Raw genomic sequence first — 18,275 nt, forward strand, 5'->3', positions numbered from 1 at the left:
GGCGGTACCCGGAAGTCCGGGTACCGCCCCTTCACACATATGTCATTGGGCGTCTGCTTCGTCGATGAGGTACGCGCTCTCGTCGAAGATCCAGACCACAACGACGACCATGATCGCGCCAGCCACCACGTACTCCAACATCACGCCGGGAGCTACGTACGCTTTGCGCAGATTATCGTCTGGGCCCAGTGGCGCGGTCGAGTGCTTCCGGTACGGGTCACGCGCCAGTATCCGCATGGCCCGGTCCAGGTGCGCCTGACGTGAAGGGGGCAGGCTGTCGTAGGCCGCGCGGGCCTCGACGGTGAACTGGATGCGGTACTCGCCCATGGCCCCAGTGTGCCAGTCGAAGCCCTTCGTCGTATCGGCCCCGCAAGCCCGACCCCCGGGTTACCGTCGGACCATGAGCATCCGTGCCGTGGTCTGGGACGTCGACGACACCCTCTTCGACTACACCGGTGCCGACCGCGCCGGGATGCGCCTGCACCTCGCGGCCGAGGGGCTGTTGGAGGCGTACGAGAGCGTCGAGCAGGCCATCGTGAGCTGGCGGGAGATCACCGACGTCCAGTGGGCGCGGTTCTCGGCGGGGGAGGTCGACTTCCAGGGGCAGCGCCGGGACCGGGTGCGGGTCTTCCTGGGCGAGGCGCTGAGCGACGCGGAGGCCGACGCCTGGTTCCAGCGGTACGTCGCCCACTATGAGACGGTCTGGGCCCTCTTCCCGGACGTCCTGCCCGTCCTCGACGCCCTCGCCACCAGTCACCGGCACGCGGTGCTCTCCAACTCCAGCATCCATGTCCAGGACCGCAAGCTGCGCGCCCTCGGCGTGTACGACCGCTTCGAGGCCGTCCTCTGCGCCGCCGAACTCGGCGTCTCCAAGCCGGAGCCCGGTGCCTTCCACGCGGCCTGCGAGGTCCTTGAACTCGCCCCGGAGCAGGTGGCGTACGTCGGTGACCACCCGGAGATCGACGGACGCGGTGCCGCCGAGGCCGGCCTGCGCTCCTTCTGGATCGATCGTGACGGTGTGTACGCGACCGGCGGCGCCCCCGTCGGCCCGCACCGGATCGCCACCCTCGCCGAACTCCCCGCGCTCCTCGGCGCGGATACCCGTTTTGGAGCCCCGTCCACCTTCGGGTAATGTTCTTCCTGCGCCGCCGGAGAGCGGGCCGAAAGGCCGGAACCGACGGGGCGAACTAGAACAAAAACCCCTTCGGGGCTTGCGTTCCAGTGGCCTATGGTGTAATTGGCAGCACGACTGATTCTGGTTCAGTTAGTCTTGGTTCGAGTCCAGGTAGGCCAGCTCGCAGAGCTCATCTGCAGGCGGAGATCAACTCCGCGAAGCCCCCGTTGTGTAGCGGCCTAGCACGCTGCCCTCTCAAGGCAGTAGCGCCGGTTCGAATCCGGTCGGGGGTACAGATCCTTCCCGCGAGGATGGTCAGGGTAGCTCCCGCCAATCTTGATGCAGGATCGCTAGGGCCCCCGTTGTGTAGCGGCCTAGCACGCCGCCCTCTCAAGGCGGTAGCGCCGGTTCGAATCCGGTCGGGGGTACGCAAAGGTTTAAACCTTATTGGTCTATGGTGTAATTGGCAACACTACGGTTTCTGGTACCGTCATTCTTGGTTCGAGTCCAGGTAGACCAGCTCGGACCTGCGGCGTTCTAAGTTGAACGCATGCAGGATCGCTAGGGCCCCCGTTGTGTAGCGGCCTAGCACGCCGCCCTCTCAAGGCGGTAGCGCCGGTTCGAATCCGGTCGGGGGTACGCACAGGGAAAGCCCTCCACCTCGGTGGGGGGCTTTCGCCGTTCCCGGCGTCCTACTCGTAGCCGTACCTCCGCGTCGACTCCTCCTCCTGCGCCAGCCGGTGCAGCGCCTGGAGCATCGGCTCGACGAGCACCACGCCCAGCACCGCGACCTCCGCCTTCTCGGCCTCCGAGACATGCGACTCCATGAACTCCATGTCCAGTTCGGCCACTTGGTGCATGAGCCGGGCGTAGGGCACGAGGGTCTCGGGGTCCCAGTCGTAGCCGAGGCGGCGCAGCGCGGCCGTCGCCACCACGAGGGAGCGGAAAGCGGGCGAGACCGTCGTCATGGCCTGGGCGTTGGACCACCCCAGCGTCCGGAGCAGCTCCTCCATCGCGACCCGGGCCCCCCGCACGAACTCGTCGTCCGCGGCCGGCTCCGGCACCTGCGGCATGGCCCAGACCGCCGCGCCCAGCCGCATCGCACGGGGCAGGGACTCGTCGTCGACATGTCCGAGCACCTCCCGGACCGTCGCCACCGGCACCCGGCCGACCTGGATCATCGCGCGGATCAGCTTCAGCCGGCGCAGGTGCTCCTCGTCGTACTCGGCCGTCGTCGTGTTGATCTGGCGGCCGGGCGCCAACAGCCCTTCGCGCAGGTAGTACTTGATCGTCGCGGTGGACACCCCACTGCGCTCGCTCAGTTCGGCCAGCCGCATGCCTTGCGCCCTTCATTGGGGAGTGCCACTATCCAAGCATCACTCGGAAGGATAGTGCCGCTGTCCGACAGGGGAAACGGGGGCTCGTCATGTTCGCCAAGCCGGTACCGGGTCGCACCACCGCCGACACCGAGGGCGATGTGGTCGTCCTGCTGATCGGCATGCGCATCAACCACTTCTGGGCCGTGCACCACTGGTTCCCGGTGCTGCTGGCCATGCCGCGGATGCTGCGCGAGCTGGGGAAGGCGCCCGAGCGGGGACTGCTCGGCCATGTCCTGCTGACAGCCAACCCGCGGACGTACTACGTCGTCCAGTACTGGGAGTCCAAGGAGAAGCTCTACGCCTACGCGCAGGCACCGGACATGTTCCACCGCCGGGCGTGGGCGATCATCAACCGCAAGGAGAAGGCGGGGAAGGCCAGGCAGCACGTCGGGCTGTGGCACGAGACCTATGTCGTGCCCGAGGGGTCGTACGAGTCGATCTACGCCGACATGCCCGCCTTCGGACTGGCGGCGGCGCACGGTCAGGTGCCGCTGGAGCGGCGGGGGCGTACCGGCAAGGACCGCTTCGCGCACCGGTCGGCGAAGGCGAAGGTGGCCGAAGAAGCCACATGACGGGGGACCGGGGGACGGGGAGGGCCTGCCGCGGCGTTGGGGCGGGCCCTCCCCGTTGTGATGTCCCGGGCTCGTCAGCCGGTGCGGCGCAGGGCCTCGGAGAGGCGGGAGGCGGCGTCGATGACCGCCTGGGCGTGCATACGGCCCGGGTGGCGCGTCAGGCGCTCGATGGGGCCGGAGACCGAGACGGCGGCCACGACACGGTTGGAGGGGCCGCGTACCGGCGCGGAGACGGAGGCCACCCCCGGCTCGCGCTCGCCGATGGACTGGGCCCAGCCCCGGCGTCGTACGCCCGAGAGCGCGGTGGCCGTGAAACGGGCGCCCTGGAGGCCGCGGTGGAGGCGCTCGGGCTCCTCCCAGGCCATCAGGATCTGGGCCGAGGAGCCGGCCTTCATCGTGAGCGTCGAACCGACCGGGACGGTGTCCCGAAGGCCGGACAGCCGCTCCGCCGCGGCGACGCAGATGCGCATGTCGCCCTGGCGGCGGTAGAGCTGCGCGCTCTCGCCCGTGATGTCACGGAGATGCGTGAGCACCGGGCCCGCGGTGGCGAGGAGGCGGTCCTCGCCCGCGGCCGCGGCCAGCTCCGCCAGCCGAGGGCCGAGAATGAAACGGCCCTGCATGTCGCGCGCCACCATACGGTGGTGTTCCAAGGCCACGGCCAGCCGGTGGGCCGTGGGTCGTGCCAGTCCGGTGGCCGCCACAAGACCCGCGAGGGTGGCCGGACCGGACTCCAGGGCGCTGAGGACAAGGGCTGCCTTGTCCAGAACGCCGACGCCGCTACTGTTGTCCATGAAACGATACTCACGTCTCACTCTGTGAAACGCAAGTTCCTTTTTTCGTGAGACGCGCAACCCTTGGATACACAGCGGCCCGCGGACCAACGGGCCTGGTGGCGGCTGCCCGGGAAACCAGGGGGTGCGGGCGCCGCTTCCTGAAGATCTCTAGTTGGGCCGGCGCACCATTTGCCGGCCGGAGGGAAAGCGATGGGTAGGACACTCGCGGAGAAGGTCTGGGACGACCATGTCGTCCGGCGCGCCGAGGGCGAGCCCGACCTCCTCTTCATCGATCTGCACCTGCTGCACGAAGTGACCAGCCCGCAGGCCTTCGACGGCCTCCGCAAGAGCGGTCGCCCGGTGCGCAGGCTCGACCTGACCATCGCCACCGAGGACCACAACACCCCGACCCTCGACATCGACAAGCCCATCGCCGACCCGGTCTCCCGTGTCCAGCTGGAGACGCTGCGCAAGAACGCCGCCGAGTTCGGTGTGCGCCTGCACTCGCTGGGCGACGTCGAGCAGGGTGTCGTCCACGTCGTGGGCCCGCAGCTGGGTCTGACCCAGCCCGGTATGACGGTCGTCTGCGGCGACTCCCACACCTCCACGCACGGCGCCTTCGGCGGTCTGGCGTTCGGCATCGGCACCTCCCAGGTGGAGCACGTGCTGGCCACCCAGACGCTGCCGCTGGTCCGTCCGAAGACCATGGCCATCACGGTCGACGGCGAACTGCCCGACGGCGTCACCGCCAAGGACCTGATCCTGGCGATCATCGCCCGCATCGGCACCGGCGGCGGCCAGGGCTACGTCCTGGAGTACCGCGGCTCCGCCATCGAGAAGCTCTCGATGGAGGCCCGGATGACCATCTGCAACATGTCGATCGAGGCCGGCGCCCGCGCGGGCATGATCGCTCCCGACCAGACCACCTTCGACTACCTCGAGGGCCGGGTGCACGCACCCAAGGGCGAGGACTGGGACGCGGCCGTCGCGTACTGGAAGACGCTGAAGTCGGACGAGGACGCGGAGTTCGACGCCGAGGTCGTCATCAAGGCCGAGGAACTGTCGCCGTTCGTCACCTGGGGCACCAACCCCGGTCAGGGTGCGCCGCTTTCGGCGGACGTCCCCGATCCTGCTTCGTACGAAGACGCTTCGGAGCGCCTCGCCGCCGAAAAGGCCCTGGAATACATGGGGTTGGAGGCCGGTCAGCCGCTGCGCTCCATCAAGGTGGACACCGTCTTCGTAGGTTCGTGCACCAACGGTCGTATCGAGGACCTGCGCGCCGCCGCCGAACTCGTCAAGGGCCGCAAAGTCGCCGACGGCGTACGGATGCTGGTCGTCCCCGGCTCCGCGCGGGTGGGCCTCCAGGCCGTCTCCGAGGGCCTGGACGTCGTCTTCAAGGAGGCCGGCGCCGAATGGCGGCACGCGGGCTGCTCGATGTGTCTGGGCATGAACCCGGACCAGCTGGCCCCGGGTGAGCGCTCCGCGTCCACCTCCAACCGCAACTTCGAGGGCCGGCAGGGCAAGGGCGGTCGCACGCACCTGGTCTCGCCGCAGGTCGCCGCCGCGACCGCCGTGCTGGGCCACCTGGCCTCGCCCGCCGACCTGTCCGACGCCCCTGTGCCCGCTGGAGTCTGAGAGCCATGGAAGCATTCACCACGCACACCGGCCGGGCCGTCCCGCTGCGCCGCTCCAACGTCGACACCGACCAGATCATCCCTGCTCACTGGCTCAAGAAGGTGACCAGGGACGGGTTCGAGGACGGTCTGTTCGAGGCCTGGCGCAAGGACGAGAAATTCATCCTCAACCAGCCCGAGCGCGAAGGCGCGACCGTCCTGGTCGCCGGCCCCGACTTCGGCACCGGCTCCTCCCGTGAGCACGCCGTGTGGGCGCTCCAGAACTACGGCTTCAAGACCGTCATCTCCTCCCGGTTCGCCGACATCTTCCGCGGTAACTCGCTCAAGAACGGCCTGCTCACGGTGGTTCTGGAGCAGAAGATCGTGGACGCGCTCCAGGAGCTCAGCGAGAACGACCCGCAGGCCGAGATCACGGTCGACCTCGAGTCCCGCGAGGTGCGCGCCGAGGGCATCACCGCGAGCTTCGAGCTGGACGAGAACTCCCGCTGGCGGCTGCTGAACGGGCTGGACGACATCTCCATCACCCTCCAGAACGAGGAGGACATCGCCGCCTTCGAGGCCAAGCGCCCCTCGTACAAGCCGCGGACGCTCGAGGTCTGACCCGGAGCCGTCCAACAGGTCGACTTTCGGCCACCGCAACACCCCCGCCGTACCCCCGATCAGCCCGATCGGGGGTACGGCTGTGTCTGCACCCGAACGGCCCTGCGCGGGCCCGTGACCGTCTTCAACTCCCCACGTTAGGAGGGGTGTTGCCGGGGTACGCGACATGTACGGGCGTGGCTTCCGCAAACGCCCGGAAGGCCGTTTGAGGCGGCAGTTGCACCCTGAGCAGGCGACAACTCGCCCCAGATGGCACAATCTGTGCATGGAACACGACGGCCAACTCAAGCTCTATGCGGCAGTCGCGGACCAACTCAAGGAAGCGCACACAAGAGTGCGCGCACTGCAAGTCCCGGAGGGCGTACGGATGGCGCTGACCCGGAAGCTGCTGGTCATTACGGCCGCGGCCAAGCACGATCTCGCCGATGCGGCAAGGCGTCTGGAGGCCTTCACGGCGGACCTCGACGCGGGTCGAATCCCCGAAGAGGAACGCTGAGCAAGTCCGAGACAGCCGAATCCGTTGCGGCACAAGGGTGATAAGCCCGTTTCGTGTTTGATTTGCGGTATATATCTGCCTAACGTGCGAAAAAGCCTGAACAGTTTCGTTCGGGCAATGTCTCCGAAGGGGAAGACGTGAACAAGGCGCAGCTCGTAGAAGCGATTGCCGACAAGGTCGGGGGCCGTCAGCAGGCCGCCGACGCGGTCGACGCGGTCCTGGACGCCATCGTCCGCGCGACCGTGGCGGGGGACCGGGTCTCGGTCACCGGCTTCGGTTCGTTCGAGAAGGTCGACCGTCCGGCCCGGTACGCCCGCAACCCTCAGACGGGCGAGCGGGTTCGGGTCAAGAAGACCTCCGTTCCGCGCTTCCGTGCGGGCCAGGGCTTCAAGGACCTGGTGAGCGGCACGAAGAAGCTCCCGAAGAACGACGTCGCGGTCAAGAAGGCGCCCAAGGGCAGCCTGACCGGCGGGGCTTCGGCGACGGTCAAGAAGGCCGCCGCGAAGAAGGCCGCCCCGGCGAAGAAGGCGACGGCCGCCGCGAAGAAGACCACGGCGAAGAAGACGGTCGCCAAGAAGACCACGGCGACCGCGAAGAAGACCACGGCGAAGAAGACGACGGCCAAGAAGACCACGGGCGCCGCCAAGACCACCGCCGCGAAGAAGACCACCGCCAAGAAGGCGACGGCCAAGAAGGCCCCGGCGAAGAAGGCGACGGCCAAGAAGGCCCCCGCCAAGAAGTCGACGGCTCGCAAGACCACCGCCAAGAAGACCACCGCCCGCAAGCGGTAGAGGCGCAGGGGTACTCACGCGCCGGGCCGGACTCCGTTGTGGAGTCCGGCCCGCGGCGTTTTTTGTCGAGAGGGGTCAGAAGGTTTGCAGGGTCACGAGGGTGACCCTGGAGTCTTCCAGTTCGATGCGCACACGCTGGCCGGGGCGGAGGAGCCTGAGACCGCCCGCGTCGAACGCCGGGGCGTCGAAGGGGACGGGGGTGCCGTCGTCCAGCAGGACGCTGCCGGTGCGGGTGTCGGCGTCGTACGTGTAAGCGGTGGCCTGCATGGGCGTCAGGGTAGTGGTTCGTTGTCGGGTGCGGGTACGTCGTGGCTGGTCGCGCAGTTCCCCGCGCCCCTATGGGGCGCTCCTACTGGCCCCTGATCAATAGTCCCGCCGTTGCCGCAGCCGTCCTTGGACCCACCCCCAACGCCAGCGCCGCCCTCAGGTCCTCGCCCGTGTCCACGTCCTGGCGTACGGAATCCACCCCCGTGAGGCACAGTTCCACCGCCCCCGACGCACGATGCCGGGCCCGGGAATCCGTTCCGAAGATCGGGCGCAATTCCCGGCCGTCCCGGGCCGCCAGCAGCGTCGTACCGATTGCAGCCGCATCCGGGAGAAAAGCGCGGGGGAATTCGGCGGCCGCATCCAGGACGCGGGCCAATTCCACGGGGCGCAGGGCCGGCAGATCGGCATTCAGGGCCGCCACCGCGCTTTCGGGGCGCCGGGCCCGTACGGTACCCGCCCCGTGCGCCAACGCCGCGTTCAGGCCCGCCCGGGGTTCGTCAGGAACGATTCGGGCGCCCAGGGCGGCCAGCTCGCGGGCGGCCAGGGGGTCGTTCGTGACGACTGCCACATCGGCGACCGCGGGGCTGGCCAGCGCGGCTGCCACCGTGTCCTGGGCGAAGGCGAGGGCCAGGCCCGGACGCAACTCGTCGGCGGCGGTGTCCGAGAGCCTGCTCTTGGCGCGCGCCAGGGGCTTCAGGGGTATGACCAAGGTCCACTGCACGAGCGTTCCGTCCCTCTCTTGTCGCGAGCATTGTCACTCAGCCGTCACCTGGGCCATCTGGCGGTCGTCGCCGCTAGGCGTACGGTGTTCTCGACAGACCGTCGGCCTGGGGCGACACTTGTGCGGCCCCCCAGGCCCTAGAGGAAGGTGTCCGCGTGCCCCGCCGCAGAATCGGCTTCTGGTACCGCCTCGCAGCGGTGATCGCCAAACCGCCGCTGGTGGTTCTGATCAAGCGGGACTGGCGAGGAATGGAGAACATTCCGGCCGACGGCGGATTTATCACCGCGGTGAACCATAATTCGCACGTCGATCCCTTCGCCTACGCACACTTTCAGTACAACACCGGCCGCGTTCCGCGATTCCTCGCGAAGAGCGGTCTTTTCAAGAAGGGATTCATCGGTGCCATGATGCGTGGCACCGGACAGATCCCCGTCTATCGCGAGACCACCGACGCGCTGAGCGCCTTCCGGGCCGCGATCGACGCCGTGGAACGCGGTGAATGCGTGGCCTTCTATCCCGAGGGCACCATCACCAGGGACCCCGACCAGTGGCCCATGACCGGCAAGACCGGCGCCGCGCGCGTGGCCCTCCAGACCAAGTGCCCGGTGATCCCCGTCGCGCAGTGGGGCGCCAACGAACTGCTCCCGCCGTACGCCAAGAAGCTCAACCTCCGCCCCCGCAAGACCTCGCACGTCCTCGCGGGTCCCCCCGTGGACCTGTCGCGCTTCTACGACAAGGAGATGAGCCCGGAACTCCTGAAGGAGGCGACCGAGGTCATCATGGCCGCGGTCACCCGCCAACTGGAGGAGATCCGCGGCGAGCGAGCGCCCGAGTCACCTTACGACCCGCGCCAGGAGCGGATCGAGCAGCGGCGCAGGACCTCCGCGCAGGCTGAGGCGAAGGTCGAGCAGGAAGAGGGGCAGAGCAAGTGAGCAAGCCGGTCAAGGCGGCCGTCTTCGGCACCGGATCATGGGGCACCGCCTTCGGCATGGTGCTGGCCGACGCGGGCTGCGAGGTCACCCTGTGGGGCCGCCGCGCCGAACTCGCGGAAGCGGTCAACTCCACCCACACCAACCCGGACTACCTGCCGGGCGTCGAACTCCCGGAGAACCTGCGGGCGACGACGGACGCCGCCGAGGCGGCGCGCGACGCCGACTTCACCGTACTCGCCGTCCCCTCACAGACGTTGCGCGGCAACCTCGCCGAGTGGGTGCCGCTGCTCGCGCCCGACACGGTCCTCGTCTCTCTCATGAAGGGCGTCGAACTCGGCTCCGCCATGCGGATGAGCGAGGTCGTCGAGGACGTCGCGAAGGTCGGCCGGGACCGTATCGCCGTGGTCACCGGACCCAACCTCGCCCGCGAGATCGCGGCCCGCATGCCGGCCGCCGCGGTGGTCGCCTGCACGGACGAGACGGTGGCCCGGCGGCTCCAGTCGGCCTGCCACACGCCGTACTTCAGGCCGTACACCGAGACGGACGTGATCGGTTGCGAGCTGGGCGGTGCCGTGAAGAACGTCATCGGGCTCGCCGTCGGCATCGCGGACGGCATGGGGCTCGGCGACAACACCAAGGGCTCGCTCATCACACGCGGCCTCGCCGAGACGATGCGCCTGGGGCTGGCGATGGGCGCCGACCCGCTGACGTTCTCCGGACTCGCCGGTCTCGGCGACCTGGTGGCGACCTGCTCCTCGCCGCTGTCCCGCAACCACACCTTCGGCACCAACCTCGGCAAGGGCATGACCCTCCAGGAGACCATCGCGGTCACCAAGCAGACCGCCGAGGGCGTCAAGTCCTGTGAGTCCGTGCTGGATCTGGCACGCCGGCACGGCGTCGACATGCCGATCACCGAGACGGTCGTCGCCATCGTGCACGAGGGCAAGCCTCCGGTGGTCGCCGTCAAGGAGCTGATGTCGCGCAGCGCGAAGCCCGAACGACGCTGAGCGACGCCCCTTGAGCCACGCTGTATCGGGGCTCTACCAACGGGTACTCTCAACGCGATATGAGCACCGAGAACCTCCCCCAGAGCCCCGAGCAGCCGCCTCGCAAGCCGCGCGTGGCCGTCGTGTCCGGCGGGCGCAGCTCCGAACACGGGATCTCCGTGGTCACCGGCGGCGCCGTCCTCAAGGCCATCGACCGGACCAAGTACGAGGTCCTGCCGATCGGCATCACCAGGGACGGGCGTTGGGCCCTCATCGCCGACGAGCCGGAACGCATGGCGATCACCGACCGCCGTACGCCGGACATCGAGGAGCTCGCCGAGTCGCCGGAGGGCGGCGTGGTGCTCCCCGTCGACCCGGCCAACCGTGAAGTCGTCTACAGCGAGCCGGGATCGGTGCCCAAGGCGCTCGGCGAGGTCGACGTCGTCTTCCCCGTCCTGCACGGCCCCTATGGCGAGGACGGCACCCTCCAGGGCCTCCTGGAGCTCTCCGGTGTCCCCTACGTCGGCTCGGGCGTGCTCGCCTCGGCCGTCGGCCAGGACAAGGAGTACATGAAGCGGGTGTTCACCTCCTTCGGGCTCAAGGTCGGCCCGTACGTGGTGATTCGGCCCCGCGAGTGGGAGCAGGACGAGTCGGCCGCCCGCAAGAAGATCGTCGAGCTCGCCGGTGAGCACGGCTGGCCGCTGTTCGTGAAGCCCGCGCGCGCGGGTTCGTCGATCGGCATCACCAAGGTCGACGACCCGTCCGGGCTGGACGAGGCGATCGCCGAGGCCCAGCGGCACGACCCGAAGATCCTCGTCGAGGCGGCGCTGCGCGGCCGTGAGATCGAGTGCGGCGTCCTGGAGTTCGAGGACGGCCCGCGGGCCTCGGTCCCGGCGGAGATCCCGCCGCCGGACGCGCACGCGTACTACGACTTCGAGGCGAAGTACATCGACTCCACCCCGGGCATCGTCCCGGCCCCGCTGACTCCCGAGGAGACGGCGGAGGTCCAGCGCCTCGCCGTGGCGGCCTTCGACGCGGCGTCCTGCGAGGGCCTGGTCCGCGCGGACTTCTTCCTCACGGAGGACGGTGAGTTCGTCATCAACGAGATCAACACGATGCCGGGCTTCACCCCGATCTCGATGTACCCGCAGATGTGGGAGGCCAGCGGGATCGGCTACGCGGAGCTGGTGGACCGGCTGATCCAGGCCGCGCTCAGGCGCTCCACGGGGCTCCGCTAGGAGCCGTACGGTTCATTTCCCGAAGGGGATCGCCTTCTTGACCGACGAGGCCATGTCGGTCAGCATCCCCGCGGTGTCCCGCCCCTCGGGCACCGTCACCTCGACGTACGCCTGTCGGTTGGCCGTGGTGAAGCGGGTCGAGCCGTCGTCCTGCTTCTCCATGAGCCACTCGACGCCGTTCACCTCGCCCGCTATCGCCTCGGGGTCGCTTCCGTTGGCCACCTCGGGGTCGACCATCTTCGGCGGCCGGGTGACACCGCAGCGCAGTATGATCGCCGGGCTTCCCCAGCCCGCCGTCAGCGCGGACGCGGGCTCGGGATCATGCCGGTCGAGACCGTCGACCTTGTCCGGCAGGACACTGTCCAGGTTTCGGCACAGCTTCGCGACCTTCGCCGTGGGGCTGGGAACCGTCACCGAGTCACTGTCGTCTGCTGAGGAGCACCCTGTGGTGACGATCAGCAGGACCAGGGCGGGCAGCCCGAGGACAGTGCGGTGCCGGTGACGGAAGAAGTTCACCGGCCAAGGGTAGACGGGGGCTACAGATGGACGACCGGGCAGGTCAGGGTGCGAGTGATGCCGTCCACTTGCTGGACCTTCGCGACCACCATGCGGCCCAGGTCGTCCACGGTGTCGGCCTGCGCCCGCACGATCACGTCATAAGGTCCTGTCACGTCCTCGGCCTGGATCACCCCAGGAATCTTGCTGATCGTCTCGGCGACGGTCGACGCTTTGCCGACCTCCGTCTGGATCAGGATGTACGCCTGTACCACGGAACCTCCAGGGCGGCCACGAGGATCATGTGGGGAAAAGGAACGCCACGGTATCGCGTCGCCGCTCGCCGCGGGGAGACCTGCGGGACCCGCGGCCTCCGCGCCGGGGTGCAGGCATGACAGAAGTTGACGGTCTCTTCGACCGTATCGAGGACACTGGTCACGCGCGACCGGGCACAGCATGGGACAGAAGGGGCGAAAGGGCAATGAAGGGCACTGTTGGTGAGCTCGGGGAGTTCGGGCTCATCAGGGAGCTCACCTCCCGTCTCACCACCACCCCGTCGGTCCGGGTCGGCCCCGGCGACGACGCCGCGGTGGTGGCCGCTCCCGACCGCCGGGTCGTGGCCAGCACCGACATCCTCCTGGAGGGACGGCACTTCCGCCGTGACTGGTCCACGGCCTACGACGTGGGTCGCAAGGCCGCCGCACAGAACCTCGCGGACATCGCCGCCATGGGCGCCGTGCCGACGGCTCTCCTGCTCGGACTGGTCGTGCCGGCCGAACTCCCGGTCACCTGGCCGAGCGAGCTCATGGACGGGCTGCGCGACGAGTGCCAGGTGGCGGGCGCGTCGGTCGTGGGCGGGGATGTCGTACGAGGAGACACGATCATGGTCTCCATCACCGCGCTCGGCGATCTGCGCAACCAGGAGCCCGTGACACGCGGCGGCGCACAGCCCGGCGACCTCGTCGCGGTGACCGGCTGGCTGGGCTGGTCCGCGGCCGGGTACGCGGTGCTCTCCCGGGGCTTCCGCTCGCCGCGCGCCTTCGTGGAGGCGCACCGGCGCCCCGAACCGCCGTACCACGCGGGCCCCGCGGCCGCCGGGCTCGGCGCGACCGCGATGTGCGACGTGAGCGACGGGCTGATCGCCGACCTCGGGCACATCGCCGAGGCCAGCAAGGTCCGCATCGACATCCGCTCCGGAGCCATCGACATCCCGTCCCAGATGAACGACATCGGGCAGGCCGTCGGCGTCGACCCCATGCAGTGGGTGCTCACCGGGGGAGAGGACCACGCGATCGTGGCGACCTTCCCGCCGGACGTGAAACTCCCGGCCCGCTGGAAGGTCATCGGAGAGGTCCTCAACCCCTCGGCGCTGCCCCAGGTGACGGTCGACGGGGCGCCCTGGACCAGCAAGGGCGGCTGGGACCACTTCGGGGACATCGAGTCGTGAGCGCGCCGGTGCGGGTGCTCACGGTCGCGGGCTCCGACTCCGGGGGCGGCGCGGGCATCCAGGCCGACCTGAAGACGATGCTCGCGCTCGGTGTGCACGGCATGAGCGTCGTCACGGCGGTCACCGCGCAGAACTCCCTGGGCGTGCAGGGCGCTTGGCAGCTCCCGGTGGAGGCCGTGCGGGCCCAGTACCGCAGTGTCGTCGACGACATCGGCGTACAGGCCGTGAAGACCGGCATGCTGGCCTCGGCGGAACTCGTCGAGGCGGTCGCGGAGTTGATCGGGGCGACCGACGTTCCGGCCGTCGTCGACCCGGTCGGCGTCTCCAAGCACGGCGACTCGCTGCTGGCCGCGTCCGCGCTGGACTCCGTACGGACCAAGCTGCTGCCGGTCGCCACCGTGGCGACGCCGAACCTCGACGAGGTGGCCCAATTGACCGGGCTCCATGTCGAGTCGGAGGAGCAGATGCGGGCGGCCGCGGCCGCGGTGCTGGCGTACGGGCCGCGGTGGGCGCTGATCAAGGGCGGCCATCTGTCCGGAGACGCCGTCGACTTCCTCACCGATGGCTCCGAGGAGCACTGGCTGCGCGCGGAGCGCTTCGACAACCGCCACACGCACGGCACCGGCTGCACCCTCGCGTCCGCCGTCGCGGCACAGCTCGCGAAGGGCCAGGACGTCCCCGAGGCGGTGGCCGCCGCCAAGAAGTACGTCACCGGGGCGATCAGGGCCGGATTCGCGCTCGGCGGCGGGATCGGGCCCGTCGATCACGGGTGGCGGTTCCGCTGGCCCGCGGGCGGGGCAACGACTCTGCCGGTCCAGCCATGAGCACGGCAAAAAGCCGACCCACCGAGAGGTGGACCGGCTTGATGCAGCGAACCAGCAGTGGCCGCGCGCTTAACTGTGCGTCAGCGCGAGACCTTGCCGGCCTTGATGCACGAGGTGCAAGCGTTCACGCGCTTCGGCGTCCCGCCGACCACGGTACGGACGCGCTGGATGTTCGGGTTCCAGCGACGGGACGTACGGCGGTGCGAGTGCGAGATGTTGTTGCCGAAGCCCGGCCCCTTGCCGCAGACGTCGCAGTTGGCAGCCACGGGTCACTCCAAAGACTTCAGATGCACTTACGGATAGATCCCAGCATGCCGGGATCGAGATCGTAGGATCAGAGATCTTGGTGGCGCTGCCAGGGGGAATGGCCCGATCAGGATCGGGCAACCGGAGCAGCATACAACGACTGCGCCAGTAGAACGAAACTACCATGGCTGCTCACGGGCCTGCTCCAGGCCCTCTTCCGGCGGACACCTCTCCGGGGTCTACGCTGCGTCCACGTCCGGGCAGCTCAGGGAGGCGCAGGTGGCGCAGGTGCCGCAGACATTCTTCGATGCTCTCGCGGTACGCACCTGGTGCGGCCTCGCGCTGACGGCCCTGGGGCGGGCGCGCGAGGAGATCGACGCGATCAACGTCTACCCCGTCGCCGACGGGGACACCGGCACGAACCTGTACCTGACCATGGAGTCCGCCGTCGCGGCCGTCGAGGCCGTGTTCGAGGGCCACGAGGTCGGTCCCGGAGGCCACCGGGACGGTTCGGAGGGCGCCGGGAAGCCGTCGTCGGCCGACGCGGCACGCGCGATGGCGCACGGTGCCCTCATAGGGGCCCGGGGCAACTCCGGCACGATCCTCGCGCAGCTGCTGCGCGGCATGGCCCAGGTGCTCGCCGCGGACAGTGAGACCACTCACACCGACGGCGCCGGCCTGCGGCTCGCCTTCCGGCATGCCGCCGACTCCGCCCGCCAGGCCGTCGCTCACCCGGTCGAGGGAACGGTCCTCTCGGTCGCCTCGGCGGCGGCCGACGCGGCCGGGACGACCGACGGCGGCTGCGGGGCGGTCGCGCGGGCCGCCTACGACGGGGCACGGGAGGCTCTCGCGGCGACGCCGGGCCAGCTGGCCGTGCTGGAGCGCGCCGGAGTGGTCGACGCCGGAGGGCGGGGGCTGGTGGCGGTCCTCGGGGCGCTGGTGGAGACGTTCACGGGGGAGGCGCCGGGGAGCGCGGTGGCTTCCGGACCGCATCTGCGGGGGACGTCGTCCGGTGCGCACGGTGGCCCGGGTGACGGCGGGGCCCACAGCCGGGCGTCGGCGTACGCCGAGGAGGCGGCCCTTCCCGACGCCGACGACTGCGCTGACACCCCCCTTGAGGACGGCGGGCCCGCCTTCGAGGTGATCTACCTCCTGGAGGCCGAGGACGACGCCGTGACCCGGCTCCGGACGCGTCTCGACGCCCTCGGGGACTCCCTCGTCGTGGTGGGCGGCGACGGGCTGTGGAACGTCCATGTGCACGTCGACGACGCGGGCGCCGCGGTGGAGGCGGGAGTCGAGGCCGGGCGGCCGTACCGGATCCGGATCACGCACTTCGGGCTCGGCGATGTGCACACGCGGGGCGGTGAGCGGCCGCCGCGGGAGCGGGTGCAGCGGGCCGTCGTCGCCGTCGTGCCCGGAGAGGGCCTGGCCGGGCTGTACACCGAGGCCGGCGCGACCACGGTGCTCGCGCGCCCCGGGGAGCCGCCCGCCAGCGGGGAGATGGTCGAAGCCGTACGACGGGCCCACGCGCGCGAGGTCGTCCTGCTGCCCAACGACGCCGACCTGCGCCACGCCGCGGCCGCGGCGGCCGAGCAAGCCCGTGCGGAGGGCATCCGCGTCGCCCTGATCCCGACCCGCTCCGCCGTCCAGGGCATCGCGGCGCTCGCGGTGCACGAGCCCGGGCGCCGCTTCGACGAGGACGTCGTGTCGATGACCTCGGCGGCCGGCGCGACCCGCTACGCCGAGGTCGCCGTCGCCGAGCGCCAGTCCTGGACCATGGCCGGCATCTGCCAGGCCGGCGACGTCCTCGGACTCATCGACGGTGACGTGTCCGTCATCGGCTCGGATGTCACCGCCGCCGCCGAGACCGTCCTGGACCGCATGCTCTCGGCCGGCGGCGAACTCGTCACCCTCGTCCTCGGCGACGAGGCACCCGAGTCCATCGCCGACCACCTCGAAGCACGCGTGCGTGAGGGACACCTCGGCGTCGACACGGTGGTCTACCGGGGCGGCCGGCAAGGCGCCCTGCTGCTCATCGGGGTCGAGTAGCCGCTCAGTCCTCCACGACCTGGAGCAGTTGCCGCGCCTCCGCCTGTCGCGCCAGCGCGGTCTCGTCGGCACCGCTCTCGTCGTACGCCTCGTACGCCTCGTGTGTCTCGTATGCCTGGGCCGGTTGGTCTGCTTGGTCCGCTCGGTCCGCTCGGTCTGCCTGGTACGCCGCCAGCACCGCACGCGCGCGTGCCGCCGCCCGGTCCGGGCGGCTCAGGTCGGCCTCCAGCCAGCCCGCGGCGAGTTCGGCGCCGGTACGGCTGTGCAGGGCGTCGTCGCCGAGCGAGGCGAACACCACGATGGCCTCCGTCACCTGGGACAGGGCGTCCTCCATCGCGGCCCGGATGGAGTCGTCATCGTCGTCCTCGGCGGCGGAACGGGCGAGCAGGTCGCCGAACTGCCGGTGCGTGTGCCCGAGTTCGGCGACGAGCCGCTGCCGGGCCTCCTCGTCGGCGGCGTCCGCGCCCAGCGCCTCCTCGCACTCCCGGACCGCGCCCGCCATCAGCTCCCGGGCGTCGCCCTGCCCGTCCTCCGTGCCCAGCGCGAGCCACGCGCGGGCGCGCAGGGCACGGACGAGGCCGTGGACGTCGCCGAGCGAGCGCCACAGCTCGCCGGCGCGGACGTAGGCCTGGTCCGCCTCGACGGACAGCCCGGCCTGGCCGAGGGACTCGGCAGCGAGATGGGCGAGCGTCGCGTGGTCGTGCTGCTCGGGCCAGATCCTGGCGATCTCGGCCGCCTGCAACCGCCGTTCGGCCGCCGCGCGGTGCTCGCCCATCTCGCTCAGACAGTCACCGAGCCACCACTGCACCTGGACGACCGCGCCGTCGCCGTGCGTCTCGGCGGCCAGGTCGGGCAGCGCCGACTCCAGCACTTCCGCGGCCTCGGCCCACCGCCCCTGCCGCAGCAGGAACCCGCCGAGCAGCTGCCGCGCCCACGCGCCCAGCGCCGGCCCCTCACCGGCCCCGTCGGCCCAGTGCGCCGCCTCCAGGGCATGCTCGGCGGCCTCCTCGACCAGACCCCGGCCGCCCAGTACCTCGGCGAGCTGGAGATGCAGCCGGGCCCGTCCGACCGCCTCCAGATGCGGCCCGCCGTGCTCCAGCGCGCCCCGCAGCGCCCGCTCGGCCTCCTCGACCTCGCCCATATGGTGCGCGAGCTGCGCCAGCCGGGCCTCGGACTCCACGGCGAACCACGGCAGCCCGGCCCCCACGAACCCCTCCGCGGCATGCCGGAACAGATCCGCCCCGATCCTCAGCTCCCCGGCGCCGACGGCCAGCTCCGCGAACATCGCCCACGCCTCGGCGGCCCGGGCCCCGAGCTGCACATCGTCCCCGGCCCGCCCGTCGACGAGCGCGAGCACCTCCCGCACGGCGGCGTCGGCGTCGGCTCGGAGGGAGCCCACGGAGGGGCTGCCGCCCGGGACCGCCGCTGCCGCTGCCCCTGTCGCACCGCCCTCCGGGACGCCGGGGTCCGTCGAACCGCTGCCCGGCGTCTCGCCCTGGCGGGCAGCGCCCTCCGGGGCTTCGTCCGCGGGGGCCTCGCCCGCGGGGGCCTCACCCGCCGGGAGGCCGTCCGGTGCCTGGCTGTCCGAGGGAGTCCCGCCCGTCACCGGCGGCCCCTCCCCGGCCGGACCCTCCTCCAGGGGACTGCCGGCCGCGGAAGGATTTGTCTCCCCGGCGCCCGCCCCCTCGTCCAGCACCCCGTCGTCCAGCAC

20 protein-coding genes, 5 tRNA genes and 1 pseudogene are annotated in these 18,275 nt (G+C 70.4%); 17 read left to right on the forward strand and 9 right to left on the reverse strand.

Annotated elements, in window-relative coordinates; genetic code table 11:
• Positions 1-42: 42 nt before the first annotated feature.
• Positions 43-327 carry a hypothetical protein gene (locus HLK59_RS15495; RefSeq protein WP_171142004.1) on the reverse strand — a complete coding sequence of 95 codons (285 nt, stop codon included), beginning with the start codon at positions 325-327 and terminating at the stop codon, positions 43-45.
• Positions 328-400: 73 nt separating this feature from the next.
• Here HLK59_RS15495 and HLK59_RS15500 point away from each other — a divergent pair, with 73 nt between their 5' ends.
• The 6 genes from HLK59_RS15500 (at position 401) to HLK59_RS15525 (ending at position 1,753) form a co-directional block, all read left to right on the forward strand.
• Entirely contained in the window at positions 401-1,132 is a 732-nt protein-coding gene (locus tag HLK59_RS15500) for an HAD family hydrolase (RefSeq protein WP_171142005.1), read from the forward strand.
• Positions 1,133-1,222: 90 nt separating this feature from the next.
• Positions 1,223-1,294, forward strand: a tRNA-Gln gene (locus HLK59_RS15505).
• Positions 1,295-1,334: 40 nt separating this feature from the next.
• Positions 1,335-1,407: transfer RNA gene (locus HLK59_RS15510), tRNA-Glu, on the forward strand.
• A 62-nt stretch (positions 1,408-1,469) separates the two neighbouring features.
• Positions 1,470-1,542 (forward strand) — tRNA-Glu (locus tag HLK59_RS15515).
• 20 nt (positions 1,543-1,562) lie between these two features.
• A tRNA-Gln gene (locus tag HLK59_RS15520) sits at positions 1,563-1,634 on the forward strand.
• 46 nt (positions 1,635-1,680) lie between these two features.
• Positions 1,681-1,753: transfer RNA gene (locus HLK59_RS15525), tRNA-Glu, on the forward strand.
• A gap of 53 nt (positions 1,754-1,806) precedes the next feature.
• Here HLK59_RS15525 and HLK59_RS15530 read toward each other — a convergent pair.
• A complete protein-coding gene (locus HLK59_RS15530; protein WP_171142006.1) occupies positions 1,807-2,451 on the reverse strand; it encodes a MerR family transcriptional regulator in 645 nt (214 codons plus the stop codon).
• Between the two features lie 89 nt (positions 2,452-2,540).
• Between HLK59_RS15530 and HLK59_RS15535 the strand changes: the two genes are divergently transcribed.
• Entirely contained in the window at positions 2,541-3,065 is a 525-nt protein-coding gene (locus HLK59_RS15535; protein ID WP_171142007.1) for a DUF4188 domain-containing protein, read from the forward strand.
• Positions 3,066-3,139: 74 nt separating this feature from the next.
• On the opposite strand, the gene ndgR is transcribed toward HLK59_RS15535, so the two are convergent.
• Positions 3,140-3,856, reverse strand: coding sequence for an IclR family transcriptional regulator NdgR (gene ndgR / locus HLK59_RS15540; RefSeq protein ID WP_171142008.1), 717 nt, complete (start codon positions 3,854-3,856; stop codon positions 3,140-3,142).
• 192 nt (positions 3,857-4,048) lie between these two features.
• Here ndgR and leuC point away from each other — a divergent pair, with 192 nt between their 5' ends.
• From leuC to HLK59_RS15560, 4 genes are all read left to right on the forward strand, one after another.
• Entirely contained in the window at positions 4,049-5,473 is a 1,425-nt protein-coding gene (gene leuC / locus HLK59_RS15545) for a 3-isopropylmalate dehydratase large subunit (protein WP_171142009.1), read from the forward strand.
• Positions 5,474-5,478: 5 nt separating this feature from the next.
• Positions 5,479-6,072: a 3-isopropylmalate dehydratase small subunit gene (gene leuD / locus HLK59_RS15550; protein ID WP_171142010.1), complete on the forward strand. Its 594-nt coding sequence runs from the start codon at positions 5,479-5,481 to the stop codon at positions 6,070-6,072.
• 265 nt (positions 6,073-6,337) lie between these two features.
• Complete coding sequence (locus HLK59_RS15555; RefSeq protein ID WP_171142011.1) at positions 6,338-6,568, forward strand: hypothetical protein; 231 nt, start codon at positions 6,338-6,340, stop codon at positions 6,566-6,568.
• A gap of 137 nt (positions 6,569-6,705) precedes the next feature.
• Positions 6,706-7,359 carry an HU family DNA-binding protein gene (locus HLK59_RS15560; protein WP_171142012.1) on the forward strand — a complete coding sequence of 218 codons (654 nt, stop codon included), beginning with the start codon at positions 6,706-6,708 and terminating at the stop codon, positions 7,357-7,359.
• A 75-nt stretch (positions 7,360-7,434) separates the two neighbouring features.
• Here the strand turns inward: HLK59_RS15560 and HLK59_RS15565 are convergent, their stop codons facing one another.
• Together HLK59_RS15565 and cofC are read right to left on the reverse strand one after the other, a co-directional pair.
• The gene (locus tag HLK59_RS15565) at positions 7,435-7,626 is read right to left on the reverse strand and encodes a hypothetical protein (protein ID WP_171142013.1); all 192 of its coding nucleotides are present in this window, start codon (positions 7,624-7,626) and stop codon (positions 7,435-7,437) included.
• A gap of 82 nt (positions 7,627-7,708) precedes the next feature.
• The gene (gene cofC / locus HLK59_RS15570) at positions 7,709-8,347 is read right to left on the reverse strand and encodes a 2-phospho-L-lactate guanylyltransferase (protein ID WP_171142014.1); all 639 of its coding nucleotides are present in this window, start codon (positions 8,345-8,347) and stop codon (positions 7,709-7,711) included.
• Between the two features lie 155 nt (positions 8,348-8,502).
• Here cofC and HLK59_RS15575 point away from each other — a divergent pair, with 155 nt between their 5' ends.
• Genes HLK59_RS15575 through HLK59_RS15585 form a run of 3 tightly spaced genes read left to right on the forward strand, consistent with a single transcriptional unit; the run spans position 8,503 to position 11,503 of the window.
• On the forward strand, positions 8,503-9,279 hold the full coding sequence (locus HLK59_RS15575) for a lysophospholipid acyltransferase family protein (RefSeq protein ID WP_171142015.1): 777 nt from the start codon (positions 8,503-8,505) through the stop codon (positions 9,277-9,279).
• Entirely contained in the window at positions 9,276-10,286 is a 1,011-nt protein-coding gene (locus HLK59_RS15580) for an NAD(P)H-dependent glycerol-3-phosphate dehydrogenase (protein WP_171142016.1), read from the forward strand. The genes HLK59_RS15575 and HLK59_RS15580 overlap by 4 nt, the downstream gene beginning before the upstream one ends.
• Before the next feature lie 59 nt (positions 10,287-10,345).
• Positions 10,346-11,503, forward strand: a complete 1,158-nt coding sequence (locus HLK59_RS15585) for a D-alanine--D-alanine ligase family protein (protein ID WP_171142017.1) — start codon at positions 10,346-10,348, stop codon at positions 11,501-11,503.
• A gap of 12 nt (positions 11,504-11,515) precedes the next feature.
• On the opposite strand, the gene HLK59_RS15590 is transcribed toward HLK59_RS15585, so the two are convergent.
• Complete coding sequence (locus HLK59_RS15590; protein WP_171142018.1) at positions 11,516-12,019, reverse strand: DUF3515 domain-containing protein; 504 nt, start codon at positions 12,017-12,019, stop codon at positions 11,516-11,518.
• A gap of 20 nt (positions 12,020-12,039) precedes the next feature.
• Complete coding sequence (locus HLK59_RS15595; protein ID WP_003997603.1) at positions 12,040-12,273, reverse strand: Lrp/AsnC ligand binding domain-containing protein; 234 nt, start codon at positions 12,271-12,273, stop codon at positions 12,040-12,042.
• Positions 12,274-12,479: 206 nt separating this feature from the next.
• On the opposite strand from HLK59_RS15595, the gene HLK59_RS15600 reads away from it, so the two are divergent.
• Together HLK59_RS15600 and thiD are read left to right on the forward strand one after the other, a co-directional pair.
• On the forward strand, positions 12,480-13,445 hold the full coding sequence (locus HLK59_RS15600) for a thiamine-phosphate kinase (RefSeq protein WP_171142019.1): 966 nt from the start codon (positions 12,480-12,482) through the stop codon (positions 13,443-13,445).
• Positions 13,442-14,269, forward strand: coding sequence for a bifunctional hydroxymethylpyrimidine kinase/phosphomethylpyrimidine kinase (gene thiD / locus HLK59_RS15605; RefSeq protein WP_171142020.1), 828 nt, complete (start codon positions 13,442-13,444; stop codon positions 14,267-14,269). Before HLK59_RS15600 ends, thiD begins: the two co-directional genes overlap by 4 nt.
• 80 nt (positions 14,270-14,349) lie before the next feature.
• Here thiD and rpmB read toward each other — a convergent pair whose 3' ends face one another.
• Complete coding sequence (gene rpmB / locus HLK59_RS15610; RefSeq protein ID WP_003993230.1) at positions 14,350-14,535, reverse strand: 50S ribosomal protein L28; 186 nt, start codon at positions 14,533-14,535, stop codon at positions 14,350-14,352.
• Positions 14,536-14,794: 259 nt separating this feature from the next.
• Between rpmB and HLK59_RS15615 the strand changes: the two genes are divergently transcribed.
• On the forward strand, positions 14,795-16,564 hold the full coding sequence (locus tag HLK59_RS15615) for a DAK2 domain-containing protein (RefSeq protein WP_171142021.1): 1,770 nt from the start codon (positions 14,795-14,797) through the stop codon (positions 16,562-16,564).
• Between the two features lie 4 nt (positions 16,565-16,568).
• Here HLK59_RS15615 and HLK59_RS15620 read toward each other — a convergent pair.
• A pseudogene (locus HLK59_RS15620) lies at positions 16,569-18,275 on the reverse strand (hypothetical protein); the annotation flags it as partial.

Source organism: Streptomyces sp. S3(2020), from assembly GCF_013044505.1.
GTDB lineage: Bacteria > Actinomycetota > Actinomycetes > Streptomycetales > Streptomycetaceae > Streptomyces.